Genomic DNA, 26202 nt, shown 5'->3' on the forward strand with positions numbered 1-26202 from the left:
TTAGTCATTTAAAAATGGTCATCATGCAGAAGAAACTCTTTCAAGAAGAAAATCCAAATTATCATTAGGATAATACTCTTGTTTTTCTTGTCCAAACTTGAATAAATATATCGTTTTGTTGCCAATCAATTTGATTGATGAATCTTCAATTTTTAACATTGTTCCTTCCGGCAACCCTACGACATAAATATCTGGATTTAAAACTAAGAACTCTTCCAGTCTTTGTTCTCTTGTTTCTCCATTCTGATTTGGGATTACTGCATTTGTATAGTGGGGGTTGATTTGAAAAGGAACTAAATTCAATCCTTGAAAACTTATCGGTTCAATTATTGGCATATCATTACTTGTTTTGATGGTAGGACAAGCAACATTAGAACCTGCACTCCATCCGATATAAGGAGTTCCATTACTAACTTTATTTCTGATGTCTTCAAGTAGTTTAGTCTGGTGTAAGCAATGTATTAAATGAAAAGTGTTTCCGCCTCCAACTACTATAGCTTCTGCGTTTTTAATTAATTCATGAGGATTTTCAACCAAATGAATAGCATCAACTTCATAACCTATATCTTGAAATACTTTTTCAACTTTTTCGCTATACTGCTGATAAGTTGAAGTAACTCCTGCAAAAGGGATAAACACTATTTTATTGACAGAGTTTCCTAAAAAACTTTTAATTTCCTGACGAGGATAAAATAAGTATTCTTCACCGATATTTGTTGAATTACTAAGTAATAACAATCTTTTTGACATGATTTATTTCCTATAGTTGTAATTATCTATAATAAAAAATGGTTAATTTACACTCGGTGTTGGTTGAGTAAACCAGTTCATAGCTTTTTGGGCGATCACGCTCGGAACTATGTGCAAAAAGTAGTTCTCGCGTGTACTGGGATGAAGCGTTTTCCTCAAATATTTGATTGATTGTTTCTGGCGCGAATACTCTTTCCATAAGCCCTCGAACCATTACACTTATTGGACTCTCTTTGACAAAACGCTCAAATATTGCACCCAGCATTCACCATATCCTCCGCTACTTTTTCCTTTGCGATCGCATGGCATTATTATCCGGCTATTTGTCACCTTGACAGGGCTAGTATTTACCCCAGGGCGAACGCACGGTATTTCTGAAACCCTTACTGGGTAAGGATATTGACGAAAAAATAGGCTAAATTTAAAAACGCCGAAACCCTTGCTATTAAAGGATTCTTATACTTTAGATGCGTTTGCCCTGGTATTTACCCCAATTTACAAACTGCACTTAAGATATTATCGCAAGATAGTAATGTGGTACAGCCGGAGGCAAATTCTTTGTATGAAGCAGGGTTTAAGCGCTATAAACTACTTTACAATACTTTCAAAGCTATTCGTTGATCTTGGACTTTTTACAAAAAATTTAAAAAAGTAAATACACACTCTTTATTGGCTTTGGATGTAACGAAAGTTCATATCTCCTTTGTAGCCAGAAGCTTTCGCAAGCTCTTTAAGGTTTTGCACGCCACTATAAAGATGTCCATTGATGACCCAAGTGGGAAAGCCTGGAACCTTCGCAGCTTTACATAAATCGGGATGAGGATTGATGCCTCTCTTGTCGCACTCAACTTGAATGCTGTCGTTGATAATCTGGTAGGCTTCTTTACCAAAAAGTAACTTCTGTTCGTGGCAATGAGGACACCACCAAGCAACGTATTCTTTTGCACCTATCTTCACCAAATGCTTTGCTAGGGCTATCTCTGCCTTGGTGGAAGTGGTGGTAATTTCCCAGCCGACTCCAGGCTGAGGGCGTTCCTTTGGGAGAAAGAAAATAATTGATGGGGATTTTTGGTTGTCCTTGGTCAGTGCTAGTGCTGTTGGTATTGGTGAATGGAATGTAGAGCCGGAAAGAGTACTAACGCAGATAATTGAGAGTGGTAACAGTGCAAGAAAAACAGGGTGTTTGATAACCATAGTCTTATCCTACAGACTTAAATGATATGGAGTGGGAAATCCTTGCGCCTCTGATTCCACCAGCTAAGTTAGGTGGACATCCCCGCCCAACTGATATGCGAGCAGTAGTTATTGCCCGAAACATTCGGAGACATTTATCCATCTTGCCTCCATCCGTATTATCGTGAGGCGATTGACATAACATTTAACTTCTCAAAACTTTTCAAACACCCTCTTAGAATACAGTCGCAGATTTCATCGGTAGAAGCTGGATTGCGGTATGCTTCTATAATTGCAGGCTGTTCTGCAAATCTTCCTAGCAAACCCAGTATTTGTATATTAGAACTTTGCTGTTTAGCAGGAGTGAATAAAACATCTATTTCTTTTATCTCTCCTAAGACTTTTTCTGATGCCTTAACTTCTCCGTAATCTTTTAGTAGTTCAGATAGTCTTTGGCAAATTTATCATGGATAAACCTGGTCATTCAATTTTAAGATTTTGGAAGTTCTGGGTTAATGCAAAGTCTTATTATATAGCAGTGCTAAATCATTCATGATGAAATAGATCCCCGACTTCTTTGAGAAGTCGGGGATCTGGACACCTTTAATTTTCACAGATACCATTCTAAAAAACTTAAAAGCAGATTTTATAAGCCTTTTGACTTTTGACTTCCCGTTAGGGCGTGGCGGTTACTACATTTTCATCTGATGTTTTATCTGTGTTAGATTTCAAGCGTGTCAATCTGCTTTTACGGATTCGTTCGCTGTCTCTAACGCCGCCTGCAAGTTCATATTCATTGCTGTTTTTGCCGTACTTGAAACCAACCCCCATCAGCATTTTGTCTGAAACCTGACTTAAGTTTTTTTCCATCTCATCTAGCTTTTTTCTAGAAGACTCAATCATAGCTATAGCAGCGTTATAATCATCAAGCGTATTGTGAAAATTATCTATTAATTGATTCAGGTTTTGCAAGTTGTAAGTATCATTAAAATTGATATTTGGATCGATAGCTTTCAACCCGGCAACTCTAAACTCAGCTTTTTCTAAAATCCGGGAACTACGTTTTCTTCGAGTCATAATTTTACACTTTGAAAAGCTTTACTGAGCTATTGTGTCTCAATTAGCCTGGATTCTGGTTCAGCAAAAAGCGCATTCTTTTGGTAAAAGTTTTTATTTATGCCCGTAATTTCTCGGAATTTAATCATCAAAGGTTGATTTTCAGCAAAATAATATTATGTTTAAGCAATAGACAATAGGGCACAGCAATGATCATAGGTGTCAACTTAACGTCAAAGCCCTAGAATCACCTGGTATTAAGTCCACTTGCTTACAATCACTATCTACGTTACCCCACCCCAGTTTTGTCTAAAGCCAAAACTTCTCCTCCCCTTGCCAAGGCTACCGTGTACACACAAGTCAAATTACCCCCCTCAATCCCCCCGATGCATTGGGGGGAAGCCGGAAATCTAGTTCCCTCCCCTTTCCAAGGGGAGGGTTAGGGTGGGGTAAAATGCCTGTGGAATAAGGGTTTAAGCTTAAGTTGACACTTATGAGGATTGCTGTGCCCCTACAAATGGTTTGTATTCTATGTCAACAGCAAGATCGCTTTAACTTTAAGCCTTAATGTTGTAACCTTAAGCCTTTATGTTCTAGCTCTAAGGCTTAATGTTGTAACCTTAAGCCTTTATGTTCTAGCTCTAAGGCTTAATGTTGTAACCTTAAGCCTTTATGTTCTAGCTCTAAGGCTTAATGCTGTAACCTTAAGAGTCAACCTTATAACATTGATGACTAAAGTTTGTTGGTGAGTGCATTATAGCAAGCAGCCCCGTTGGGGAAGTCAAAAGTCAAAAGTCAAAGGGATAAGCAGAGAGTCACTGAAGACACTGAGGTGCATGAGGTAGCAGAAAAATTTATTCATGTATCAAATATTTTTTTACCCCACCCTAACCCTCCCCTTATAGAACCCATTTGGGATCTTGGAAGAACGGGTAAAATGAGAAATAAATGCCGTACTCCAGCAGCTTAACCGACAAAGAGTGGGCAATCATTGAACCACTATTGCCGCAGAAAAAGCAAACCAGACCGCCAAAGTGGACAAAGCGACAAATCTTAGATGGTATCTTCTATCAACTCAAGAATGGGTGTAACTGGTGTGATTTACCCTGCATATTTACCGCCGTCTCCCCTCTATCAGGTTTCTGCGATGCGATCTGCTTTGCAGCAACGCTTCGTGATCGCTTTGGGCCCCTACTCATCCCTACTCAATCTTCCAATTAGGCGTATAACCAGAAGTAACTTGGCTATACATTTGCAAGACCGATGCAGAAATACGTCCTGAGAGTTTTGCGATCGCCCATAGCGCTCTTGTAAAATCATTTTCAATTGTTGAGAATTCGCTCAGGAAAAAGTTTATGGCAGATATGTCCGGTCAAAACCCCTCGGAAATCACAATGGCAACGGTTAATGAAGAACGAAAAGGCGCAACTTTCAGCGGTACGGTCATCCTTGGTATAGATCCTGAGGGTGGGGAAGTCGTTTTCTTTAGAGACTTTTTAATTGAAGATTATAAAGGCGAACTTACCGCAAATCTTGCAACAGATGGCGATATAACGAAAAGCATTGATTTAGGCGAACTCGATCATAAAAGCCCCAGTTTTAGGCTGCCAATTCCGCTGGGAACGGATACATTACCCTACAATACAGTCGTGTTGAGCGACAAAAAAAGCAAGAAAAAAATCCTGACGATCAATCTATAAAATTTGTAACTTAGCTCGTAGTTCAGCCAAATTCGATTGCCCTCCTGTATAGATCTCAAATGGGTTCTATAAAGGAGAGGGAACCGGATTTTCTTGTTTCTCCCCTTTATAAGGGGGGATTAAGGGGGGTAATTTGACTTGTGTATACAACAACTATAGCTTTCTAAGAGGGGCTTTAAGAGTCTATTTGCCCACCCTTTCCAAGGAGGGGGAAACGCGATGCCTACGGCGGGCTACGCCTACGCGCATATTTATAGTAAGCAAATTTAACTAATTTATTTGTGTATTGTATAGTAAATAATGTTACTAACACACAAAATGTTCAGAATTAGTTGCTATAATTTTCACTATTTAACCTAAATTTTTATAGTAACATCTGGATATTTTTAACTAATTCAGATAAACTAAGAAATTTGTCCGTAGCATCACGCTTCTTTTGTATATGCCTAAAACTTACACCGTAGAAATTGATCACCAAGGCAAAATTCATACCTTGCAAGTTCCTGAAAATGAAACGATCTTATCAGTTGCCGATGCTGCTGGTTTGGAACTGCCGAGTTCTTGTAATGCAGGTGTTTGCACAACTTGCGCCGGACAAATAAGCGAGGGAAGTGTGGATCAAACTGATGGTATGGGCGTTAGTCCAGATTTGCAAAAGCAAGGTTACGTATTGCTTTGTATTGCCAAACCCCTTTCTGATTTGAAAATTCAGACGGAAAAAGAAGATGTACTTTATCAGTTACAATTTGGCAAAGGCAAATAATCAGTTATCAGTTATCAATTATCAGGATATTGATTTAATTATTGGTAACTGTTCGCTGGTATTACTAAAACTGAGAAATAACATAAGTATCTCATCGCCACTGATATCAGCTATTCTAGAAACTACAAATCAACAGGATTTACCAAAATGACAACTCATTTTATTACCGCAGAAATTGATTTACAAGAAACTCCCGCAGAGTTACTAGAAGTAATTGAAACAGAGTTGAAGAAACAAGGCGAACCTCTGCGTTGGGCAGTTACTTCTGTGGATGCTGACGAACAAAAAGCTACAGTTGAAGCGGTGGTGACTACAGTTAAGAGTTAGGAGTAGAGGCGCGATTAATCGCGTCTGTACAAGAGTTAGGATTTGATGGCTTGTGATTCATAAACTCATCACTCATCACTCTTAACTTAAAATGAATCGTCCGTATACCGCTATCTTAATTGTACCAACAGGCGTTGGGGCTGCCATTGGGGGTTATGCAGGAGATGCTTTACCTGTTGCCAAAGTTATAGCACAGGTTTGCGATCGCCTAATTACTCACCCCAATGTCCTTAACGGTGCAAGTTTATACTGGAACCTTCCAAACGCTTTCTATGTTGAAGGTTACGGGCTTGACAAATTCGCCTCTGGATGTTGGGGTTTGCGTCCAGTCCGCAGCAACAAAGTAGGTTTGCTTTTAGACCAAGCCATTGAGCCAGAGTTACGGCTACGACATATACAAGCAGCAGATGCAGTCAGAGCAACTCTGGGATTAACTTTAACAGATTATGTAATTACTGATGCCCCGTTAAATGTAGAATTACGGACTACAGCATCGGGAGCTAGTTGGGGAACGATTGGCAACCCGGATAGTTTATTACGAGCAGCTGAGATATTAATTAAAAAAGCTGGGGCAGAAGCGATCGCAGTTGTAGCCCGTTTCCCCGATGATATGGATGAGGAAGCAGTACAGAAATATCGCCAAGGTGAAGGCGTAGATTCTCTGGCGGGTGCAGAAGCCGTAATTAGCCATTTGCTAGTGCGAACCTTTCAAATTCCTTGCGCCCATTCTCCCGCCCTTTTGAGCGAACCTCCGCAACCTGATTTATCTCCCCGTTCCGCCGCCGAAGAATTGGGCTATACCTTTTTGCCGTGTGTCCTTGTCGGATTAAGCCGTGCCCCACAATTTATAGTAGAGAAAGGAGCAATCGGATCGCAGCAAGAAGATATTTGGGTAGATGAAGTAGATGCTGCGATCGTACCAGCAAATGCTTGTGGTAGCAGTGCCTTACTGAGTTTAAGCCAAAGACGATGCCAAATAATTACAGTAGAAGAAAATAAAACTCTAATAAAAGTTCCTCCGCAACCGTTGGGGATCAAATGTATACAGGTAAACTCATATTTAGAAGCAGTGGGTGTATTAGTAGCACACAAAGCAGGTATTAATCCCTCCGCTCTCCGTCCCAACTTATTACCTGTGCAGTCAATTAGTCATTAGTCATTAGTCATTAGTTATTCTCCCCCTGCTTCCCCTGCTCCCCCTGCCTTCCCTGCTCCCCTCCCCTACTCCCCCTGCTCCCTGCTCCCCTGCGTCCCTGCCCCCTGCCCCCCTGCCCCCTTAAAAACTCATGATTGAACAACAAAAGCAAAAGCCAGAAATTCCATACCTGACGCGCATCCAAATACTTGGGGCGATGGGAGCGACTGCAATCATTTTGTTGATAGTCGCCAAACTCTCCTTATACCTTGGCAACTTTTCCCTATTTTCTTGGAACTTGAACCAAAGAGAGTTGCTGTTGGGTGTAGGGTTAGGATTGGTCATCACTGCGTTAAGTGGCGTAGCTTATCGCGTTTGGACTGCCTATCGTAAAAGTGCAGATTATTATCTAGAAATGGTACTAAGGCCCTTAGCCTTACCAGACTTGATTTGGCTAGGGTTACTACCGGGATTGAGTGAAGAATTATTATTTAGAGGTGTAATGCTGCCTGCTTTAGGCTTAGATCATCTGGCTGTCATTGTATCTAGTCTTTGCTTTGGCATCTTGCATTTTAGTGGTTCCCAACAATGGCCTTATGTGATTTGGGCAACAATTGTCGGGATGATATTCGCATATAGTGCCCTGCTCACTGGCAACTTATTAGTGCCCATTGTCGCTCACATTATTACCAATTGGATTTCTAGCTATTTCTGGAAAATGTCGCAATTACGGCAATTAAAAAATAAATTTTGAGCTTCTAGGAATTAGTGCCAAGGCGTAGCCCAACCCAGGCATCGCACACTATCAACCATAGAATAAATTACGGCTTTTGAACGCTTTGACTAAATGCTTTTTGTACAAAAGTTTTTAAGCGAGTCGCCCTGCTTTTACGGATAGGTTCAGCAATTATAATCACAGAAGGAGCTGTTTTAACTACAGCTTCAACATTTATAAGTTGTGTTTATATAGATATTCATACTTAGTTATATGCTATAAATTTTTTATAAAGTATGTTTGTTTGCCCTCAGTTACAGAGATTTTTAGTCAAGTAGACTACAATAAATATAGTTAAACCAAAACTTCTTCCTGGACGTCGTGCCGCTACGCAAATTCAAGTAAGGTGAGTAGTAAGTTTCTGTGCTGTCAAGCGGACTAAAGGCTTATTATCGCGTTGTTCCTTCTCTTTCTGAGGGGGGATGCTAATTGTGAAAAGTCTGTAGAACTATTGTTGAAAAAGAAAGATTTTTTGGCTGTTTTGCCAGAAAACTATACACCTGATAAGAAAATGAGACATTAAACAAAGCGATATCTACGATGGGCTACGCCTACGCCATTTTATTGTTAACAAGCCCGTTAATCAGACCTGATTTTTTTGAGGTCAAAGACAACAAAAGCTTTATGGGGTACGACGTAAAAGGTAGTGCCTTAAAGTACTCCTGAAACCTACTCCTTGTTAAATAAGTTTTGTGTAGAATTTGGTGGAGAGGTTATTTACTTGATTCTCAATTGCAGCAATCCAGGTTTCATTTATGAATCAGTCTTTTTCTCAAAACCAAGCAAGACGAAATCGTGAACAAAGGCTGTGGCAACAAAAATGGAGTTTAAAAACTAAAGCAATTGTTTGGGCACTAAGCATTAGTATCCTTCCTGTAGTTGCAATTGGAACAGCTACTTACCACTACGGAATTAATTTAATTACCAAACAAATTCCGCAAGTAAGACTTGAGAGTGCGGCAAGTTCAACAGAAACTGAACTAGCTCTACAGAAACAATTGTCGCTCTTGTTAACTGGTATGGGAGTAACAGCAATTTTAACAGGTGCGATCGCTGCTTTTGTGACTAATCGAGCTTTTAGTCGAATCAGTAAAGCTGCGGCAACTTCTAATAGTATCAAAAACAAGCTACGTCCAGACAGTGAGTTTACTCAATATTTCATTGCTAATGAAGATGAATTAGTGATGTTAGAGAGAAACATAAACTTATTCACAGAACTGCTTTCAGTTTTGATAAAGGAGAAAGAAGCCGAAGCTGATTACTCCCAATTATTAATTAAAATTACGCGATGGGTTCGAGAATCATTCAATGAAGAAGATGTTCTAAAAATTACCTCAGAAGAAATTCGTAAAGCTTTAAGCATTGACCGTGTAACCATTTTTTGCTTCAAATCCGGTTGTAATGGAACCTTTATCGCTGAGTCAGTAGCACCTGGTTTGCCAAGAGTATTAGGCGTTACAGTCCCTGAGCCTGGGTTCGAGGCAGGGTATAGAGAAAAATACCAGAATGGTTCCATCCGTGCTATTGATAATATCTATCAAGCCGATCTTAGTGATAGTGATATTGAATTGCTAGAGCAATTTGCTGTCAAATCTAATTTAGTAGCACCTATTCTCAAAGGCAAACAGCTATTCGGTTTATTGATTGCACATCAGTGTTCTAGAATTCGTTTTTGGCAGCAGTCTGAGATTGATTTGTTGGCTCAGATAGCTATACAAGTAGGATTCGCCCTTGACTACACCAAACTTCTAGAACAGGTTGATACGAAAGCAGATATAGCTCAGGCATTTATAGAAATTACCCGCAGCATTCGCCAATCGATTAACGAAGAGGATATCATCAAAACCACCGTGGAAGAGGTTCGTAAAGCACTGAGTAGTGATAGAGTGCTGGTCTATACTTTTAGCGCTAATTGGTCTGGAACAGTGATTGCAGAATCAGTGGTTCCAGGTTATCCCAAAGTTTTGCGGTCTGAAATCCAAGACCCATGTTTTGCTCAGGATTATGTAGAAAAGTATCAGTCTGGTCGCGTTCAAGCCACGAATAACATTTATGAAGCTGGTTTGCGTGATTGTCATATTAACCTGCTCGAATCCTTTGGTGTGAAAGCAAATTTGGTCGCACCTATTCTCAAAGATAAACAACTATTTGGTTTATTAGTTGCACACCAATGCTCCAGACCTCGTGATTGGCAACAGTCTGAGATTGATTTATGTGCCCAAATAGCGATGGAAGTGGGATTTGCTCTCGACCATGCCAGACTCGTGCAACGAATCGAGGCTGAGAATGTGCAAAGTCAATTGCTGGCGGATACTATCGGCAGCATTCGCCAATCGCTCAACGAAGAGGATGTCCTCAAAACCACTGTGGAAGAAGTTCGTAAAGTACTGAGTACTGACCGAGTGATGGTTTATAGCTTTAATGCTAATTATTCTGGAACTGTGATTGCCGAATCAGTTGTTCTCACCTATCCAAAAGTTCTGCGATCTGAAATCCAAGACCTATATTTTGGTCAAGGCTATGTAGAAGATTATCAGTCTGGTCGCGTTTTAGCAATAAACAACATTTATGAAGCCGGTTTGGCTGATTATCAGATTAGCCTACTCGAATCCTTTGCTGTCAAAGCAAATTTGGTAGCCCCCATTCTTAAAGATGAACAGCTATTTGGTTTATTAATTGCACATCAGTGTTCTAAACCTCGTGATTGGCAACAATCTGAGATTGATTTATTTGGCCAAATAGCAATGCAAGTGGGATTTGCTCTCGACCATGCAAGACTCTTACAACGAATCGAAGCTGAAAGTAGGCGAAGTCAGTTACTGGTGGATATTACCCGCAGCATTCGCCAATCACTCAAAGAAGAGGATGTTCTCAAAACTACTGTAGAAGAGGTTCGCAAAGCACTGAGTGTTGACCGAGTATTAGTTTATAGCTTTTACGCTAATTGGTTCGGAATTATAATTGCTGAATCAGTAGTTCCAGGTTATCCCAAAGTTTTGCGGTCTAAAATTTACGACCCTTGTTTCACTGAAAACTATATAGAAAAGTACCAGGCTGGTCGTGTTGTAGCAACAAACAACATTTACGAGGCCGGTTTGGCTGATTGTCACATTAACCTGCTCGAATCCTTTGGTGTGAAAGCAAATTTAGTAGCACCCATTATCAAAGATGACCAGCTATTTGGTTTGTTAGTTGCACATCAGTGTTCTGGCCCCCGTGATTGGCAACAGCCTGAGATTGATTTATTTACCCAGATAGCGATGCAAGTAGGATTTACTCTCGATCATGCTAGGCTTCTACAAGCGTATCAAGCTACTGAAGTATAGCTTTGTAAGAGATGATGCAATAGGGCAGGAAGCAGGGAGCAGGGAGCAGGAAGAAGCAAAAGAGCAGAAAGTCAGTAGCAGGGTATAAGGGAAAAATCAAAGGCTTGATGCAGGTTCTTTTCCCCCTTTCTCCCTGCCCCCTGCCCCTTGTCCTCTTTTAACCCAAATGCATCGAGCTTAGTGTAGTTTTTGACGAAGAAGCTGCTAGAGCGATCGCTAATGGTAAAATTCGATGTTCCTGAATTTGAATCCTGGCGTGGAGTGTTTCTGGTGTATCATCCGGCAATACTGGTACTGCGGCTTGCATCAATATTGGGCCACTGTCCATTTCTAAACAAGCTATATGCGCTGTACAACCAGTGATTTTTACCCCAGATGCTAAGGCTTGTTCTACAGCATGGATTCCCTTAAAACTAGGTAACAAACTAGGATGGATATTGATAATTTTATCAGGAAAAGCATCGATGAAAACTGACGTTAACAATCGCATCCAACCTGCCAAAATCACCCATTCTACATCGTACTGTCGCAATGTCTGCACGATTTTCTGATCAAACTCTTCTCGATTTTTATAGTTGCGGTGATTCAATAAAACAGCTTCTACACCTCTTTTGGTTGCTCTGACGGCTGCTTTAGCTGAGGGGTTATTGTAAATTAAAACTTGAATTTGGGCATTTAGCTGCCCATCTTGGATAGCTTGAGCAACTACATCAAAATTGCTGCCATTCCCAGAAGCCATAATTCCCAGTTTTAAAGGGGTAACTTGTCGGCATACATCGCTAATACTAGGAGAAACCAAGCTAAGGGTAGAATCAGGGCGGAAGGTCATAACAGCTAAGAGGGTTAATATATAGATGCAAAAAAAATATTCTAAGTCGTGGTTGGATAATGATACAGTAGCTGCCTGGATTTTTCTCACACCAGCATTAATTTTACTGAGCGTTTTTATCATTTGGCCGATCGCTTATTTGTTTTACCTCAGTTTCACTGCTGGTAGTTTCACTCTAAAAGGTATTTATTGGATAGGCTTAAAAAACTATACGCGCTTGCTACTCAACCCCGACTTCTGGCAAGTTTTGGGTAACACGTTTTATTTTACTGTTGCCACCATCATTCCCAGTTTAGTTATCTCTTTAGGATTGGCAGTGCTATTAAATCGCTCCATTCCCTTGCGGGGCATTCTGCGGAGTGCCTATTTTCTGCCTTCAATTATCTCACTTGTGGCAGCCGGTTTGGGATTTCGTTGGCTGTTTCAAACATCTGGGCCAGTAAACGGACTTTTAGACTTTTTCGGTATTCCAGCCATACCCTGGCTAGGAGACACATTTTGGGCAATGCCAGTAATTATTTTAATGAGTATTTGGAAACAACTCGGTTTCAATATGGTAGTTTTTTTAGCGGGGTTACAAGCAATTCCTCCCAGCCGTTATGAAGCAGCAGATTTGGATGGAGCAAATGCTTGGCAACAATTTTGGTATATTACTCTCCCTGGATTGCGCCCGACTGTGATATTTGCAGTCATCACTACCGCGATTTTTACATTGCGGAGTTTTGAGCAAGTTTTTGTAATGACTAGTGGTGGGCCACTGAATTCGACTAATTTGCTGGTTTACTACATCTACCAAGAGGCTTTTGCTCAATTTGATTTTGGTTATGCAGCAGCAGCAGCGACGGTGTTATTAGCAGCGACAATGGTACTAGTTTATTTGCAACTGCAAACTTGGGGAGAGGAGTAGAGGGGAGGGGGCAGGGGGCAGGGGGCAGGGGGAGCAGGGGAAGCAGGGGAGGCAGGGGGAGAATTTTGGAAGTTGCTGAATTACCATGTAAATATGCAATGCTAAAAAATTTAGTGCATTCAGTTAGAAACAGCTATAATTTTTACTTTTTTTTATATAGGCTGCGATATTCCCAAGGATTAATAAATTTAGTATCGCTCCAAATGCCAAGCCGTTGTTCCTTGGCTTTAGCTTCGGCTTGTTGAACTAAGTCTTTGCTAGGACACTTGTTTAAATAGGGACGATACACTTTTGCTAATCCTTCTTGCAACAATACCTGTTGCACAAAAGTGCCATTTTTTAAACGGACTTCGGCAATTTTGCGTCCATAGCGATCGCTATCGGTGATATTCAAAGTCACGCGATCGCCTCCTTGTTGCACCAGTTCTTGCACCCGTTCTTGGGCTTTCACACCCCAATTAAATTGATTGCGATCGCTAGTACGTTTACTCTGCTTTTCTTTGTTAGTATGAGCTATTTCTGGCGCATCTACACAAGCAAAACGCACGGTAAGGTTTTTGCCGTTAGTATCTTTCACTACTAAAGTATCGCCATCACTGACTCGCTCAACTGGTTCTCCAGAAGTACCGATAAAGCGGTCGCAGCCAATCAAACCTAAAATTAAGATAGTTGCACAAAGCCAAAATCGCACTGGTTTAGTTAATCTCTCCATCCAAAGTTACCTGCATTACCGCATTACCTATGTGGAATGATACTAGCAAAATGCAAAGATATATTTGTTAACCTTTGACATACTGCCACAGGCAATTCCAAATAGTAAGAGCATCTGGCGGCACACTATAGAAAATGCAGATTAGTATAAGAATTGTAACCTTCCAATTGTCGGCGGGAATTCCTGATGAACTTCTTGACTCACGTTCTGCATCTAGCTGGTTCGGGTGCTTTTGCCTATTACTCTGCTGCTCAAATTCGTGATTCTAAAACCCGCCCTAACATCCTTGCGGGGTTTCAGTTGGCCGAATCTGGTTCTGTGCCGTTTTTATCTGCACTTAGCGATCGCGCCGCAGCCGAAGGTGATACATGGCTAGCCGAAAAACTAGCAAAACATGCATCAGATGAAACTAGGCATGGTAAAATTTTTGCCCACGCCTTACAACAGTTAAATAAACAAGTTATAGATTTCAAGGCTCAACCCCAAACTACATCTACAAAAAAATCACAACAGCGTAGTCCCTTTTTTGCAGCATTCTTTGAAGGCTACACCCAAGAACAGCTAAAACCGGCTGTTATTGACTGGGATGTGTTTATGGCTAGCACATACATTCTGGAGTTAGATGCTAGTAAAGACTTTGCGCGAATGGCGAAAGCATTACCTGATAACGAGTCAAACGCTCGTAACTTGAAGTTAGGAATGCTTTGTATTGCCCAAGATGAAACTGGACATGCTGCTTATCTCTACGAAGCGATGATGCGACGGATGTCTGCGACTAAAGTACAGGAACTTGTAGATATGTGGCGAACCCGCAAGGTAAACGCCTTGCTGGCAATGGTTGGCGGTATCCTCCAGCGTAAGGGTGAAATGCGATCGCTAGTCCAAGATAGTGCGCCCTCGGAAGTCGATTCTGAGTTGGTAGCTACGTCATAATTAAAAATTGAATTGAGAACATTCAACATTTAGCTTGAAAGGCAGGAGGTTTGTCTCTTGCCTTCTTCAAATTCACAAAACTAACTATGAAAGCTGAAGCAGAAAATAATCGCAGGCTGACTTGTGAAGTAGAAACTACGCTAAAGGTGATTGGCGGACGCTGGAAAGTTTTGATTATTAGAGAATTAATGACTGGCGTCAAACGATTTGGTGAGTTGCAACGGGCTTTACCTGGGGTTACGCAAAAGATGCTTACCCAGCAACTCAGAGAAATGGAGGAAGACGGTATTATTCATCGAGAAGTTTATCCCCAAATTCCGCCCAAGGTGGAATATTCTCTGACGCCTTTAGGAGAAACTTTACAACCAATTCTCTATGCTATGCATGAATGGGCTGTGCAACAGTTAGCTCTAAAAAATCACCATCAATATTAAGCATAAGTAATAAATAACAATTGCTAACTTATAATTTTAGCTAGCAGATTTCTCCGCATTACGAATTATTTTATTCGTTGTTTCTCAAATATTCAATCGCTGCCTCTAATTTTGAGGGGTAACTTTCAGCAAACCTTTCAAACCAAAGTCCTTCGGAAGAAAGTGGATCTACTTTGGCTAACCATTTTTTTGCTTCCACTTTCAAAGCTTCTAGTTGTTTGGCTTTGATTTGTTCTTGTCGAATTCGTTCTTGTTCTAGTTCTTGCTGTCTTTTTAACTCAATAGCAGCATCCTCTTCGGCAAAATCAGCCTTAATCTCTGCCAAAAGGTTATCCATGAAAGATGCCGACTTTGGCGATGATAGAATAAACGATTTGGCCGTGGCTGATTTTGACTGCTGTTGTGGTTGTACTTCTTTATATTCGGTTTGGAGTTCAGCTAATAGCTTATCAATGGAATCCATTTTTGTAATTCCTAATAAATAATATAGCTAGTCATTAATGGCATTGAGTAGCACTTCTGATAAACTCAAATCTTCCATATCTTCCATAGTAATGGTGTCACAGATATCAAACTTAGCACCAGCACTTTGGAGTTCATCGTCTAAAACTTTCAGAAAACGGGTAGCTTGGGGATCTGTGCCGACTTGAATGAAGGAAATAGCTAATTCTTCATCTCGATCGATGCGGCGAGAAGCTTCAATAATTACCTTCATTACTGCTTTGCGATCATCCGGTTCACCATCCGTAACCACTAATATTGTTTCACCATTTGGTTTGGTTTGACCGGCTGCTTTGCGTTGAAGGTAATCATCAGTTGCATGTTTTAACACACCTGCTAAGTCAGTTGTACCAGAGGGGTCATTTTCTTGAAAAATTTGCGCTACCTTGCCGGATGTCACATTTTCGTATCGCTTAAATTTACCAGAAAATACATAAATAGTAATGCCGTCTGGGTCAAATTGCTCACACTTACTAGCTAAAGCTAAAGTAGATTCATGTGCTGCAACCCATCTAGTTCTACCACCCTTTTGATCTTTGCTTGCCATGCTGCCGCTTTTGTCGATAATCAAGGTATAGTCACGATTTTCTAACATGATTCAATTTTCCAATTAAGAGCCAATATTTATTAGAGTTTGGGCTGATAGATGCATTAGTCAGTTATTGCATTCGTCAATACATCTACAAGGCTCATTTCTTCTAAGTCATCTAAAGTAACCGTGTCACAAATATCAAATTTAGCGCCGACACTTTGCAACTGATCATCCAAAGCTTTGAGGAACTTAGTTGCTTGGGCATCTGAACCCACTTGAATGATCGAAATTCCTAATTCTTCATCACGTTCCATTTGGCGAGTCGCATGAATGATCGCTTCAAATACAGCTTTGCGATCGTCTGGTTCACCATCGGTAATGACTAAAATTGTCTCTCCGTTTGGCTTGCTTTTACCGGCAGCTTTGCGTTGAAAGTAGTTATTGAGTGCATCCTGGAGTACACCTGCTAAGTTTGTTGTTCCAGAAGGGTCATTTTCGAGAAATATCTGCGCGACTTTAGCTGAGGTGACATCATCGTAGCGTTTAAATCTACCGGAAAACAAGTACACCGTAATGCCATCGGGGTCAAACTGTTCGGCCTTTCTTGCCAAAGCTAGAGTAGACTCTTGGGCTATGTCCCATCTACTTCTACCACCCACTTGATCGGGTGTGGACATACTACCGCTTTTGTCAATGATTAATGTGTAGTCGCGATCGCTCATCATAATATTCCTCTGATTGTTACCGTGTAGTTCTAGTCTAGTGTACGAATTTGACGATACCGTAAGCATTTTAAGGTTTCGTATCAATCTTGCTACTCAATAAAGCCGTGTCACAGTTGATAAATGCGTTGGCGTAGCCCGCACTTCTCTACGAGATGCTGCGCGTAGCTTCCTTCCAGGTTCGCGGAGCGTGCCGTAGGCAAGTGGTACGGCTGCGCTCAGTGACCGCCGCATCTTTGAACAAAATCTTCCTAGCCCACAATCCCCTGGAAACACCAAAACTTAGTAGTTAATTTGGTTGTTGCAACCGTATTGAGTCTGGGAATAATAAATACTACTCATGCTGGCACACTCGGAGCTAAATAAACGTGAGTTCGACAAACCTCTCCCTGCCTTGAACTTCCATTAAAGTGTATCCCTCCCCAACTCGGAGAGGGAGGATTTTACGTAGTAAAACAGGGAGAGGTTTATTTATTGTTCAATTATAAATTCGAGTATGAACCATCCTAGATCCTTAAATGACCCCGCGCAAAAACAAAACACGCAGCAGCAAAACTTCTCCCCAGCATTTCTGCATCAGATTATCAATGGCATGTCTGACCCAATTTTTGTCAAAGACCGTCAACATCGCTGGGTATTAATTAACGATACCTACTGTGATTTCGTCGGTCATAGCCGAGAAGAATTGATTGGTAAATCAGACTATGATTTTTTTCCTCAAGCAGAAGCTGATGTGTTCCGAGAAAAAGATGAACTGGTTTTCATCGCAAATATCACTAATGAGAGCCAGGATCTTTTTACCGATGCTCAGGGTATAACCCATCTCATCTCTACAAAAAAGTCTTGCTTTGAGGATGAGACTGGTAATAAATTTCTGGTGGGTAGTATTCGAGACATCATTTTACAGAATGAAATCGCTAAAATTCCGGGTATAGCTGGCAGAGCATTGCGCGATGTCCACGACGAGCTTCTCTACGAGACGCCACGCGAACACTTACGCCAGCAACCAGAGAAAGACCTGCACCGTATTAATGCTGTACTGAAAGCTCAACAAGAAGCTTCTATCGATGGAATTCTAATTATTGATGAAAATCGTACAGTTACATCATTTAATCAAAAATTCTCCCAGTTATGGCAAATTCCTGCGGTACTACTCCAAACAGACGACGATCGCCAACTCCTGCAATGGGTACTAGACAAACTAGTAAATCCAGACGAATTTTTAGCTAAGGTGGAGTATCTTTACCAGCATCCAGAAAAAACCAGCCATGATGAAATTTTATTGAAGTCTGGAAAGATTTTTGAGCGCTATTCTGCACCTGTGCGTAAAGACCAAGGATCTGATGGTGAGACATCACCTTTAGGAGACGATTACGGTAGGATTTGGTATTTTCGGGACATTACCGAATACAAGCAAGCAGAGGCAGAACTTAGGGCTTCAAAGCAAAGACTGGTGTTGCTGATTGAACAAACACCTTTAGCGATTATTGAATGGAATACCAACTTTGAGATTCAGACATGGAATCGCGCAGCAGAAAGAATCTTTGGGTACACCACAGAGGAAATGTTGGGGAAACATTTTGATATCGTAATACCTGAAAACATCAAAAAACAAGTAAATGAAATTCTCACTGCCCTGTTAACACAACGTGGAGGAAGTTTTAGCGTCAATGAGAACGCCACTAAAGATGGCAGAACGATGGTCTGTGAGTGGTATAACAACTCGTTAGTGGCTGCTGATGGACAGGTAATTGGCGTTGCCTCAATGGTGTTAGATATTACAGAACGCAAACGAGCTGAAGAGGAACAGCAAAAATTTGTAGCGTTGGTTGAAAACAGCAGTGACTTTATTGGCATTTCTTCAATGGAAGGGCAAGTTCTTTATGTGAACCCTGCCGGACTCAAGATGGTTGGACTTAGTAGCCTGGAAGTAGCCAAAACTAAGCCAGGGGCTGATTTTCATTCACCAGAAGCTTTTGCAGAGTTTCAGCAACAAATTCTTCCTTTGATGCTTCAACATGGTTTCTGGCAAGGTGAGTTTCGCCATAGGCATTTTCAAACGGGCATAGAAATTCCTACTGATTGCAGCCTGTTCATGGTTAAACATCCTGAAACAGGAGAGCCTTTCTGTCAGGTAGCTGTTGCTAGGGATATTACAGAACGTAAACAAGCCAAGGAAGCCCTATTAAAGTCGGAAGCGCAACTACGACAACAAGCCGAAGAACTTAAAGTTGCACTCCGCGAACTTCAAAACACCCAAACTCACTTAATTCAAAGTGAAAAGATGTCCAGTTTGGGTCAACTAGTTGCAGGAGTGGCACACGAAATCAACAATCCGGTAAATTTTATCTATGGCAACCTCACTCCTGCCAAGGAATACACCCAAGATTTACTTTCACTTTTGCAACTCTACCAAAGTCATTATCCTGAACCTGTGCTAGAAATTCAAGATTTTGCAGAACTAATCGAACTGGAATTTTTGAAGTCAGATTTGCCACAAATAATCAACTCAATGAAAGTTGGGGCAGACCGAATTCGAGAGATTGTGCTTTCCTTGAGAACTTTTTCGCGCTTGGATGAAGCCGAAATGAAAGCTGTTGATATCCATGAGGGAATCGACAGTACTTTGATGATTTTGCAAAGCCGCCTCAAGGGTAATGACCAACGCCCAACAATTGAAATAATCAAAGAATACGGCAAACTACCACTGGTTCAATGTTACGCTGGGCAGCTAAATCAAGTATTCATGAATATTTTGTCAAATGCGATCGATGCTTTAGAAGAGGGAGCAGGGGAAGAAGAACTAGTGATTATTGACCAATGCCCCATGCCCAATGCCCCATGCCCAATTCCGACAATTCGCATTTGTACCCAACTACAAGAGCCTAATCAGGTAACAATTAGAATTGCTGACAATGGATTGGGAATACCAGAAGATGTTAAAAAACAACTATTTGACCCTTTCTTTACCACCAAGCCCATCGGCAAAGGTACGGGGATGGGACTTGCCATCAGCTATCAGATCATTACAGAAAGACATGGCGGTTCCTTAGAATGTATTTCGCAGCCAGGACAAGGGGCTAAGTTTGTGATTAAGATTCCCCTAATCCAGGATACGTCAACATAATTTGTAATTATTTTGTCAGCTAAATACCTCCACTTCTTGAGGAACCTTCATTTGGTCGAGAATTCCCCAAATTTCTTGTAACATCGGGTCTAACCCGGTGCGGGTAACTGCTGAAATCACAAAAACGGGGGCGTAGGAGAGATGATTAAGTTGGGTAGCTAACGCCTCCAAATCGACAGTTTCCCGATCAACTGCATCAATTTTGTTAAGCGCCAAAATTTGCGGGCGTTCTGCTAAACCCCGTCCATAAGCTTGTAATTCTTCCTTAATTGTGTTGTAATCTCTAACCACATCATCACTAGTGGCATCAATCAAGTGAAGTAGTACTCGCGTGCGCTCAATGTGACGCAAGAAATCGTGTCCCAATCCTGCACCGTGAGCCGCTCCCTCAATTAATCCGGGAATGTCGGCGAAAACAGTACCATCACCAGTAGGTTTCCGCACTACACCCAAATTTGGGATGAGGGTAGTGAAAGGGTAGTCTGCGATTTTTGGACGTGCAGCTGATAAAGATGAAATTAGAGTGGATTTACCAGCATTTGGTAAGCCAATAATCCCCACTTCTGCCAAAAGTTTCAACTCTAGGCGCAACTGTTTTATTTCGCCTGGTAATCCTGGGAGGGCGTATTCTGGGGCGCGGTTACGGTTACTCAAGAAATGCTGATTTCCCAGTCCACCTTTACCACCTTGGGCAATCAGCAAAGTCTGCTTAGGCTCAGTTAAATCGCCTAGCAATTCGCCAGTTTCAGCATCATAAATGGTTGTACCACAGGGAACTTCGATGATTAAATCCTTTCCTCCTGCTCCAGTGCAGTTATTTGGCCCACCACGAGTGCCTTTTTCTGCCTGAAAGCGATGGTTGTATCTGAAGTCCAGCAAGGTTTGCAGGTTTTCGTCGGCAACGAAAAATACCGAACCGCCTTTTCCCCCATTACCACCAGAGGGGCCACCAGTCGGCACGTATTTTTCTCGCCGGAAAGCGACAATACCATCGCCGCCCTTACCAGCTTCAACTTCAATTTTTGCTTGGTCGATAAATTGCATATTTAAGTAATAGTGAGAAGTGAGGAGTTAGGAATTTAGGAGTTAAAAATTATAACCCCTCACTCTCCACTTTAACTAAATATATGGTGAAACATCTTCACCACATTTATCTGCCAAATAAGAGAGGGCGCGGAAACGTAAGCCCACCAGTTGCTCATATAAGGGGTTGATTTTACACATCGGCGGTATGTGGACAATCTTTCGTCCAAATAAGGTCACATCCCGCTCAAAGGGACACTGGGAGGGAATCATTTTACACAAAAAGCGGGCTAATCTTGGGTCTTGGATATCTAGCCTATCCAGCCAGTCGCGCAGGGGGTATAGTGCATCAATTTGACGCTTTGTAAGCCCAGTGCTGGCGATAGTGGGGGTAAGCTGTGGGTCTTCTAGAGTGTGGCGAAGGGCTTCTAATAAATCCTCTGGCTGTCCTAAGACTTGGCAGAACTGTTGCAGAACCTGATCTTCGCTGGGAGAATAAGTACCATCTGCGATCGCTACCATCACTGCTGTCCTTAAAAAATTTTCCGCAGCTGGGGTACCTTTACCCAACACTGCGGCTAATTCTTCCGGCGTAATTACCTCTAGCGAGTCGCATTTAATCTTAGGAGCTAATTCATTTTTGGTGATGCTGGCAATTAATTCTTGTTCTTGGGCATCAAAATTACCATCTGCCCAAGCAATGGTGAGCAGCCCACGCAACCAAGCGGCAATCTGTTCGTTGCTGTAGGGGGATTGAACGGTACTTGTCATAAACTCACGTCTCAAGCTTTCCTCAGTCACTACTAAACTACCCTACCCAGTGACTAGGAAGATAGTGGGGCAATACAGAATAATCAAGAAAGTACGTATGCATCGCTGCCTCAAGAAATAAACTAGAGAAGTTTTCAAATCGCAATAGTCGGTCTTGGGGTAAAATCCATCTGAGAGTAATCTTGAGAATTTTTTCTACTTATACTGAAAAGGAAGATTTAATCTTTATTGTGGAGATATTTATGAATAAAACCAAAGTTCACCTCAGCATCATTCAAGAAACACTACTAATTCGCTCTGGGCTGGAGTTTGTGAGTTTCAGGCAGTATCCCCAATTATAGTAGATCCTAAATCATCTGAGATTATTGCAGCGTACCCGCTTCTCCTGTAGGAGACGCTACGCGAACGGGTTGCCGTAGGCATCGCCTTACCATTTTGATTAACCTGCTACTGCAAAATCTTCTCAAATAGGCTGTTGTTTATAAGGAATTATTGTCTACAACTGGTTACGCACTTACACAATAAAGGTATAAATAATGTTTTTATTTGGCATTGAGCATGAAGTTGCTTTCCTAAATAAAGAAGGAAAATTTGCTGATTTTTGCCACACCAAATTTGCTGATTTCAATCAAATTATTGAAAAGCTACCTACATACCCTAGCGACTATCCTCAACTGCGCGTCGGAGATGCAGGTATTAAGATGAAGAGATGGTACATTGAGGGATTTGAAAGATTTGCAGATTCCGACAAAGTGATAGACTGTCATGCTAAAGGTATTGAAATTAGAACGACTATACATTCTAATATTCAAGACGCTATTACTGAATTATCAGAAAGTTTTGACTTACTACGTAAAGTTGCTGCAAACTTTGGTTTCTCACCAGTTTTAGTCAGTTTTAATCCATACAATCCGGTTTTTGAACCTCATCCCCCATTAAACGATTACGAAATTAAAGAGCTACAGGCTTATCCTGACGAGCAAACTGCTAATATTCACATGGTGTCATACGGGCCAGATTTAAATATTTCAGTGGCAAATTTATCTACTGAAGATGTAATTGATGTTGGCAAAAAGTTAACTTATTATAGTCCCTACATAGTCCCTTTTAGTTATAGTTCACCCTTTTATAAGGGAGGTTTATGGGATGGTTTATCGGTACGAACATTTATCAGAACCGGAAAAAGACCAGCAGCTCTGGTTTTTATTCAGAAACAAGAACAACTGATTAATAGCATACCTTCCTTAACAAAAATCGCCCGCATTCCGGCGGAAGTGGGACGCATTGAATTTAAGGCTTGTGATAGCTGTGATGACTTTTCTATCTATGCAGCTTTACTGACATTATTAAAAGGTTTGGTGTTAGATGAAACCTTGCTGGGTAGAGCAACTGTACCCGATGCAGCATTACACCAACTTTCTGCAAAAGAAGGGTTTGACAACGAGGATATTTTTGGGAATGCGACAAAAGTCTTGCAAGCAGCCGAAGTTGCCTTGGGAGATGACGCAGATGTTCATTATTTAACGCCGTTAAAAGTAATGCTGGCAAAGCGAAAAACAAAATCCCATGAATTAATAGAAATGTTTCATCTTGTAAGTTCTATAGAAGAGGTAATAAGGCAGACTTATCAAGTTTAAAATAAATTGGGAATGGGGACTTTTAAGGGATGTTTGAAAAGTCCTCTTGTTGGTATCAAAAATTTTAGATCCCTCTAAATCTCCCGATAGATTGGGAGACTTTGATTCCGGTTCCCCCCTTTTTAAGGGGGGTAAGGGGGGATCTGAAAGTGCCTAAAGTCACAGCGAAACACTTTTCAAACATCCCTTAGAGGTTGTCTGCAATTGGTAAAAGTTGCGTCAAGCGCAGTGGCAATTTTTACAAAACCTCACTTGTAAGCGAAATACGATACCTACGCCTGTGCTGATTGCTTCACATCTTATAATAGGCATTGACTCTCCTTGTCCAAAAGGTCAATTTCTACCAAGTTGGTTGCAGAAACCAAACTATATTAAGTCGATATACCTAGAGACTGATTTTATTCCAACTAAAGATATAGGAAATTTCATTCTAGAGATTGATGCAGGCATTAGCATTTTCAAAGTACAAGTAGAAACAGAGAACCTTGAGAGAAGATTGTCAATAAAAAACGTAATGATTTTGCTAAAGAATTAAGGTGGTATTTGCTTATTATCCCTTAAATAGTTCGATGCAGAAATCCTAAGACAATTTCTTCGTCAGGTTCATTTGTAAAGAACTTTCAGATTGAAGCGTAGCTGGCTATTTTTATTATTACTCTTTACCAAGTAAGGTGTGATCTGCCGCTATTTCAGTCAAGTTCTGCGTTGTTAAAGCTGTTATCGAGGATTTCAAATGAAAATTATTGCTTCTGTTTTAAGTCCAGTACGCTTCCTAGTTGTGGCTTTTACTTGCGCCTTACTATTATTATCTAGTGCTTTTCCTGCTTTTGCGATCGATAGCTATCAAAGTCACCCTACCGAAGGTACTACACAACTGCTTGACATTCAGGCCAAAACTGACGAAGCCGGTAAAGCACCACCAATAGGATTGAGAAAGACTCAAAAAGAAACTAACGAAGGACTTAATGAGGTTCAGGGAGCTGCTGATATTGACAAGCAGAAGCGTCCAGAAAATTCCCAGAGTGCAACCTCAGTGGAAGAAAATATAAAGAATGCATTGGGGAAAATTACAGGTAAGAACTAAATTAATAGTTCTGGTAATTTTTCGGTAGTAATGGGTGATTGCGTAAAAGCAATGACCCATTACTAATTAGTACTGCTAACCTGGCAACTAAAATTTAATTATAAAAATATGTTCACTTTGAGCATTTATAGTGAAACTGGGTTTGCATAGTTTTGATTAAAGATATCTTAATTGATAATTATATTTAGTATCTTTTATTATTGTAGCCAAAAAAATCAATGAAGTTCGCTAATTACTAGAATATTGGCTTAATACTACCTATTAAGGCATAGGCATAGTAAAAAATTTAGTAATTAATTTCAGCCGACAATGTTACCTTTGGTTGATGTGGAATCTATCTGAAATTTGAGAAGTTAATAGATAAGTTTGCTTAGGGATGGAAAACAATGCGTTCGATAAACATTGGTTTGACTGAAGAACAGCGTCAAGGTGTAATTAATCTGTTAAATCAAGATTTGGCAGATGCTTATCTACTGTTGGTGAAAACCAAAAAGTATCACTGGGATGTCGTTGGGCCTCAGTTCCGCTCTTTGCACCAGCTTTGGGAAGAACACTACCAAACGCTGACTCTAAATATTGATGCTTTGGCAGAGCGGACTCGTGCTTTGGGCGGTTATCCAGTTGGCACAATGGAAGGATTTCTCAAGATTGCTAGCCTCAAAGAACATGCTGGTAATGTTCCCACAGCAACGGGGATGGTAGCTAATCTAGTGAATGATCACGAGCAAGTTATTCGGAACTTAAGAGACCATGTGGATCAGTCTGGTGACCAGTTCCACGATCAGGGAACTGCTGACTTTCTGACTGGACTGATGGAACAGCATGAGGAAATGGCTTGGATGTTACGTTCATTCATTGAAGGCGAAGCATTAGGCCCAGATGGTAGACAGCCAGCAGAAGGGGCTAAGACTCCTGTAGGTGTGTAGCTCATAACAACGTCTGAGTAGAGGATGATTGTCTGTGAAACCAATTAGAAGGAGGATTGATTTCTCCTTCTAATTGCTGTAAAAGGATTAATCTGCCTGCATCTACCTATTACCATATTCATTACAAAAATAAGATAATACAAACCAAACAGGGGTTTTTAAGTGCCAGAAGTATATAAAGCAGAACATACTATCTCTGCTGTATTTAAAGAACAGAAGCAAATTGATGATGTGATTCGGCGGTTATTAGACAGGGGTGTGCCTAGAGATCATATTTCGGTTATGGGTAGAAATTTCCAGTCCGAAACTAGAATTGCTGGCTTTATTAGTAAAAAAGATGTGATTGTGGGAGGTTTGAGAACAGGGGCAGTTTTTGGTTCCTTGTTTGGTTCCTTTCTCAGCTTGCTCACGGGTGTAGGCGTACTGTTTATTCCTTTTGTCGGCTCAATCGTGGCAGCAGGGCCTATTGGTACAGTGCTGTTAGGGGCTGCTAGTGGAGCGATCGCAGGTAGTGCAGGTGCTGGTTTAGTATCGGTTCTAACTACTTTGGGGATGCCAGAAGATAAAGCGACTATCTACCAAACCCGCTTACAAGCTGGCGAGTTCTTGGTGATGGCAGAAATACCGAGCGATCGCGCTGGCGAATTTCAATTGTTGCTCGAAAGTGCTGGTGGCGAAGAAATTCACACAATTGAAAAAACCTTTGCTCGCCCTTGTCCTGGACAGTGCAACAGTCCGCAAGACTTATCTCCTGAAGTTCGCGCTCATCTTTCTGATGAAGCTCAACACACCTTCATTGAGCGCTATAACACTGTTTTCAATGAAAAAAATGACGAGTTCACTGCTGAACAAGCCGCTTGGGAGTCTGTTCATGAGCAATATGATGAAGATGAAAACGGTGTTTGGTCAAAAGCTAAAATTAAAGCTTAAAGATTTCCAAAAAATAAATTATCCAATTTTATCGGGTGGGTAATCCTGCTAGGTTTTCTTTAGTTAAGGGCGGGCGAGATGCCCACCCTACAAGCAGATGAATACAAATACTCATGGGGACACGGCAAT

The 26202-nt window shown here is 41.1% G+C and carries 26 protein-coding genes and 2 pseudogenes; 16 read left to right on the forward strand and 12 right to left on the reverse strand.

Annotated features, from left to right (window positions below; genetic code table 11):
* Positions 1-21: 21 nt before the first annotated feature.
* Complete coding sequence (gene pepE / locus LC608_RS04400) at positions 22-750, reverse strand: dipeptidase PepE (RefSeq protein ID WP_229552365.1); 729 nt, start codon at positions 748-750, stop codon at positions 22-24.
* 666 nt (positions 751-1416) lie between these two features.
* Positions 1417-1944 (reverse strand): hypothetical protein, encoded by a 528-nt coding sequence (locus tag LC608_RS04405; RefSeq protein WP_374108368.1) that lies wholly within the window; start codon positions 1942-1944, stop codon positions 1417-1419.
* Positions 1945-1970: 26 nt separating this feature from the next.
* On the opposite strand from LC608_RS04405, the pseudogene LC608_RS04410 reads away from it, so the two are divergent.
* A pseudogene (locus LC608_RS04410) lies at positions 1971-2051 on the forward strand (IS5/IS1182 family transposase); the annotation flags it as partial.
* A gap of 105 nt (positions 2052-2156) precedes the next feature.
* On the opposite strand, the pseudogene LC608_RS04415 reads toward LC608_RS04410, so the two are convergent.
* Both LC608_RS04415 and LC608_RS04420 read right to left on the reverse strand, forming a co-directional pair.
* A pseudogene (locus tag LC608_RS04415) lies at positions 2157-2407 on the reverse strand (hypothetical protein); the annotation flags it as partial.
* A gap of 191 nt (positions 2408-2598) precedes the next feature.
* Positions 2599-3000 (reverse strand): hypothetical protein, encoded by a 402-nt coding sequence (locus LC608_RS04420; protein WP_229552366.1) that lies wholly within the window; start codon positions 2998-3000, stop codon positions 2599-2601.
* Positions 3001-3927: 927 nt separating this feature from the next.
* On the opposite strand from LC608_RS04420, the gene LC608_RS04425 reads away from it, so the two are divergent.
* The 7 genes from LC608_RS04425 (at position 3928) to LC608_RS04455 (ending at position 11005) form a co-directional block, all read left to right on the forward strand.
* Positions 3928-4200, forward strand: coding sequence for a transposase (locus LC608_RS04425; protein ID WP_229552367.1), 273 nt, complete (start codon positions 3928-3930; stop codon positions 4198-4200).
* 134 nt (positions 4201-4334) lie between these two features.
* Positions 4335-4679, forward strand: coding sequence for a flagellar brake protein (locus LC608_RS04430; RefSeq protein ID WP_229552368.1), 345 nt, complete (start codon positions 4335-4337; stop codon positions 4677-4679).
* Positions 4680-5121: 442 nt separating this feature from the next.
* A complete protein-coding gene (locus LC608_RS04435) occupies positions 5122-5442 on the forward strand; it encodes a 2Fe-2S iron-sulfur cluster-binding protein (protein WP_229552369.1) in 321 nt (106 codons plus the stop codon).
* 147 nt (positions 5443-5589) lie between these two features.
* On the forward strand, positions 5590-5769 hold the full coding sequence (locus tag LC608_RS04440) for a hypothetical protein (RefSeq protein ID WP_094351499.1): 180 nt from the start codon (positions 5590-5592) through the stop codon (positions 5767-5769).
* Positions 5770-5860: 91 nt separating this feature from the next.
* Positions 5861-6925 carry a DUF3326 domain-containing protein gene (locus tag LC608_RS04445; RefSeq protein ID WP_229552370.1) on the forward strand — a complete coding sequence of 355 codons (1065 nt, stop codon included), beginning with the start codon at positions 5861-5863 and terminating at the stop codon, positions 6923-6925.
* Between the two features lie 130 nt (positions 6926-7055).
* A complete protein-coding gene (locus tag LC608_RS04450) occupies positions 7056-7658 on the forward strand; it encodes a CPBP family intramembrane glutamic endopeptidase (RefSeq protein WP_229552371.1) in 603 nt (200 codons plus the stop codon).
* Between the two features lie 776 nt (positions 7659-8434).
* On the forward strand, positions 8435-11005 hold the full coding sequence (locus LC608_RS04455) for a GAF domain-containing protein (protein WP_229552372.1): 2571 nt from the start codon (positions 8435-8437) through the stop codon (positions 11003-11005).
* 157 nt (positions 11006-11162) lie between these two features.
* Here LC608_RS04455 and purN read toward each other — a convergent pair whose 3' ends face one another.
* Positions 11163-11834, reverse strand: a complete 672-nt coding sequence (gene purN, locus LC608_RS04460) for a phosphoribosylglycinamide formyltransferase (protein ID WP_229552373.1) — start codon at positions 11832-11834, stop codon at positions 11163-11165.
* A gap of 25 nt (positions 11835-11859) precedes the next feature.
* On the opposite strand from purN, the gene LC608_RS04465 reads away from it, so the two are divergent.
* Positions 11860-12741, forward strand: a complete 882-nt coding sequence (locus LC608_RS04465; RefSeq protein ID WP_229552374.1) for a carbohydrate ABC transporter permease — start codon at positions 11860-11862, stop codon at positions 12739-12741.
* A 142-nt stretch (positions 12742-12883) separates the two neighbouring features.
* Here LC608_RS04465 and LC608_RS04470 read toward each other — a convergent pair whose 3' ends face one another.
* On the reverse strand, positions 12884-13453 hold the full coding sequence (locus tag LC608_RS04470) for a thermonuclease family protein (protein ID WP_229552375.1): 570 nt from the start codon (positions 13451-13453) through the stop codon (positions 12884-12886).
* A gap of 186 nt (positions 13454-13639) precedes the next feature.
* On the opposite strand from LC608_RS04470, the gene LC608_RS04475 reads away from it, so the two are divergent.
* Together LC608_RS04475 and LC608_RS04480 are read left to right on the forward strand one after the other, a co-directional pair.
* Positions 13640-14386: a ferritin-like domain-containing protein gene (locus LC608_RS04475; RefSeq protein WP_229552376.1), complete on the forward strand. Its 747-nt coding sequence runs from the start codon at positions 13640-13642 to the stop codon at positions 14384-14386.
* 86 nt (positions 14387-14472) lie between these two features.
* Positions 14473-14820 carry a helix-turn-helix domain-containing protein gene (locus LC608_RS04480; RefSeq protein WP_229552377.1) on the forward strand — a complete coding sequence of 116 codons (348 nt, stop codon included), beginning with the start codon at positions 14473-14475 and terminating at the stop codon, positions 14818-14820.
* 70 nt (positions 14821-14890) lie between these two features.
* Here LC608_RS04480 and LC608_RS04485 read toward each other — a convergent pair whose 3' ends face one another.
* The 4 genes from LC608_RS04485 to LC608_RS04500 form a co-directional block, all read right to left on the reverse strand.
* Positions 14891-15283 (reverse strand): salt stress protein, Slr1339 family, encoded by a 393-nt coding sequence (locus tag LC608_RS04485; RefSeq protein ID WP_229552378.1) that lies wholly within the window; start codon positions 15281-15283, stop codon positions 14891-14893.
* A gap of 27 nt (positions 15284-15310) precedes the next feature.
* Entirely contained in the window at positions 15311-15916 is a 606-nt protein-coding gene (locus LC608_RS04490; protein ID WP_229552379.1) for a VWA domain-containing protein, read from the reverse strand.
* Between the two features lie 56 nt (positions 15917-15972).
* Positions 15973-16578 carry a VWA domain-containing protein gene (locus LC608_RS04495; protein ID WP_229552380.1) on the reverse strand — a complete coding sequence of 202 codons (606 nt, stop codon included), beginning with the start codon at positions 16576-16578 and terminating at the stop codon, positions 15973-15975.
* A gap of 93 nt (positions 16579-16671) precedes the next feature.
* Entirely contained in the window at positions 16672-16809 is a 138-nt protein-coding gene (locus tag LC608_RS04500) for a hypothetical protein (protein WP_229552381.1), read from the reverse strand.
* A 262-nt stretch (positions 16810-17071) separates the two neighbouring features.
* Here LC608_RS04500 and LC608_RS04505 point away from each other — a divergent pair, with 262 nt between their 5' ends.
* A complete protein-coding gene (locus LC608_RS04505) occupies positions 17072-19702 on the forward strand; it encodes a PAS domain S-box protein (protein WP_229552382.1) in 2631 nt (876 codons plus the stop codon).
* A gap of 15 nt (positions 19703-19717) precedes the next feature.
* Here the strand turns inward: LC608_RS04505 and obgE are convergent, their stop codons facing one another.
* Together obgE and LC608_RS04515 are read right to left on the reverse strand one after the other, a co-directional pair.
* On the reverse strand, positions 19718-20746 hold the full coding sequence (obgE, locus tag LC608_RS04510) for a GTPase ObgE (RefSeq protein ID WP_229552383.1): 1029 nt from the start codon (positions 20744-20746) through the stop codon (positions 19718-19720).
* Positions 20747-20821: 75 nt separating this feature from the next.
* Positions 20822-21496: a Mo-dependent nitrogenase C-terminal domain-containing protein gene (locus tag LC608_RS04515; protein WP_229552384.1), complete on the reverse strand. Its 675-nt coding sequence runs from the start codon at positions 21494-21496 to the stop codon at positions 20822-20824.
* A gap of 536 nt (positions 21497-22032) precedes the next feature.
* Here LC608_RS04515 and LC608_RS04520 point away from each other — a divergent pair.
* The 4 genes from LC608_RS04520 (at position 22033) to LC608_RS04535 (ending at position 26073) form a co-directional block, all read left to right on the forward strand.
* Positions 22033-23133, forward strand: a complete 1101-nt coding sequence (locus LC608_RS04520; RefSeq protein ID WP_229552385.1) for a glutamate--cysteine ligase — start codon at positions 22033-22035, stop codon at positions 23131-23133.
* A gap of 733 nt (positions 23134-23866) precedes the next feature.
* Positions 23867-24217 carry a hypothetical protein gene (locus LC608_RS04525; RefSeq protein ID WP_229552386.1) on the forward strand — a complete coding sequence of 117 codons (351 nt, stop codon included), beginning with the start codon at positions 23867-23869 and terminating at the stop codon, positions 24215-24217.
* Between the two features lie 386 nt (positions 24218-24603).
* Positions 24604-25143 (forward strand): Dps family protein, encoded by a 540-nt coding sequence (locus LC608_RS04530; protein WP_229485536.1) that lies wholly within the window; start codon positions 24604-24606, stop codon positions 25141-25143.
* A 162-nt stretch (positions 25144-25305) separates the two neighbouring features.
* The gene (locus LC608_RS04535) at positions 25306-26073 is read left to right on the forward strand and encodes a ChaB family protein (RefSeq protein ID WP_229552387.1); all 768 of its coding nucleotides are present in this window, start codon (positions 25306-25308) and stop codon (positions 26071-26073) included.
* The last annotated feature ends 129 nt before the right edge of the window (positions 26074-26202 follow it).

This window comes from Nostoc sp. XA010, assembly GCF_020829625.1.
Taxonomy (GTDB): domain Bacteria; phylum Cyanobacteriota; class Cyanobacteriia; order Cyanobacteriales; family Nostocaceae; genus Nostoc.

Bases quoted from the DNA above. Each gene is read 5' to 3' on its own strand.
- pepE (WP_229552365.1), bottom strand. From the start codon at position 750: ATGTCAAAAAGATTGTTATTACTTAGTAATTCAACAAATATCGGTGAA.
- LC608_RS04405 (WP_374108368.1), bottom strand. From the start codon at position 1,944: ATGGTTATCAAACACCCTGTTTTTCTTGCACTGTTACCACTCTCAATT.
- LC608_RS04420 (WP_229552366.1), bottom strand. From the start codon at position 3,000: ATGACTCGAAGAAAACGTAGTTCCCGGATTTTAGAAAAAGCTGAGTTT.
- LC608_RS04425 (WP_229552367.1), top strand. From the start codon at position 3,928: ATGCCGTACTCCAGCAGCTTAACCGACAAAGAGTGGGCAATCATTGAA.
- LC608_RS04430 (WP_229552368.1), top strand. From the start codon at position 4,335: ATGGCAGATATGTCCGGTCAAAACCCCTCGGAAATCACAATGGCAACG.
- LC608_RS04435 (WP_229552369.1), top strand. From the start codon at position 5,122: ATGCCTAAAACTTACACCGTAGAAATTGATCACCAAGGCAAAATTCAT.
- LC608_RS04440 (WP_094351499.1), top strand. From the start codon at position 5,590: ATGACAACTCATTTTATTACCGCAGAAATTGATTTACAAGAAACTCCC.
- LC608_RS04445 (WP_229552370.1), top strand. From the start codon at position 5,861: ATGAATCGTCCGTATACCGCTATCTTAATTGTACCAACAGGCGTTGGG.
- LC608_RS04450 (WP_229552371.1), top strand. From the start codon at position 7,056: ATGATTGAACAACAAAAGCAAAAGCCAGAAATTCCATACCTGACGCGC.
- LC608_RS04455 (WP_229552372.1), top strand. From the start codon at position 8,435: ATGAATCAGTCTTTTTCTCAAAACCAAGCAAGACGAAATCGTGAACAA.
- purN (WP_229552373.1), bottom strand. From the start codon at position 11,834: ATGACCTTCCGCCCTGATTCTACCCTTAGCTTGGTTTCTCCTAGTATT.
- LC608_RS04465 (WP_229552374.1), top strand. From the start codon at position 11,860: ATGCAAAAAAAATATTCTAAGTCGTGGTTGGATAATGATACAGTAGCT.
- LC608_RS04470 (WP_229552375.1), bottom strand. From the start codon at position 13,453: ATGGAGAGATTAACTAAACCAGTGCGATTTTGGCTTTGTGCAACTATC.
- LC608_RS04475 (WP_229552376.1), top strand. From the start codon at position 13,640: ATGAACTTCTTGACTCACGTTCTGCATCTAGCTGGTTCGGGTGCTTTT.
- LC608_RS04480 (WP_229552377.1), top strand. From the start codon at position 14,473: ATGAAAGCTGAAGCAGAAAATAATCGCAGGCTGACTTGTGAAGTAGAA.
- LC608_RS04485 (WP_229552378.1), bottom strand. From the start codon at position 15,283: ATGGATTCCATTGATAAGCTATTAGCTGAACTCCAAACCGAATATAAA.
- LC608_RS04490 (WP_229552379.1), bottom strand. From the start codon at position 15,916: ATGTTAGAAAATCGTGACTATACCTTGATTATCGACAAAAGCGGCAGC.
- LC608_RS04495 (WP_229552380.1), bottom strand. From the start codon at position 16,578: ATGATGAGCGATCGCGACTACACATTAATCATTGACAAAAGCGGTAGT.
- LC608_RS04500 (WP_229552381.1), bottom strand. From the start codon at position 16,809: ATGCGGCGGTCACTGAGCGCAGCCGTACCACTTGCCTACGGCACGCTC.
- LC608_RS04505 (WP_229552382.1), top strand. From the start codon at position 17,072: ATGAACCATCCTAGATCCTTAAATGACCCCGCGCAAAAACAAAACACG.
- obgE (WP_229552383.1), bottom strand. From the start codon at position 20,746: ATGCAATTTATCGACCAAGCAAAAATTGAAGTTGAAGCTGGTAAGGGC.
- LC608_RS04515 (WP_229552384.1), bottom strand. From the start codon at position 21,496: ATGACAAGTACCGTTCAATCCCCCTACAGCAACGAACAGATTGCCGCT.
- LC608_RS04520 (WP_229552385.1), top strand. From the start codon at position 22,033: ATGTTTTTATTTGGCATTGAGCATGAAGTTGCTTTCCTAAATAAAGAA.
- LC608_RS04525 (WP_229552386.1), top strand. From the start codon at position 23,867: ATGAAAATTATTGCTTCTGTTTTAAGTCCAGTACGCTTCCTAGTTGTG.
- LC608_RS04530 (WP_229485536.1), top strand. From the start codon at position 24,604: ATGCGTTCGATAAACATTGGTTTGACTGAAGAACAGCGTCAAGGTGTA.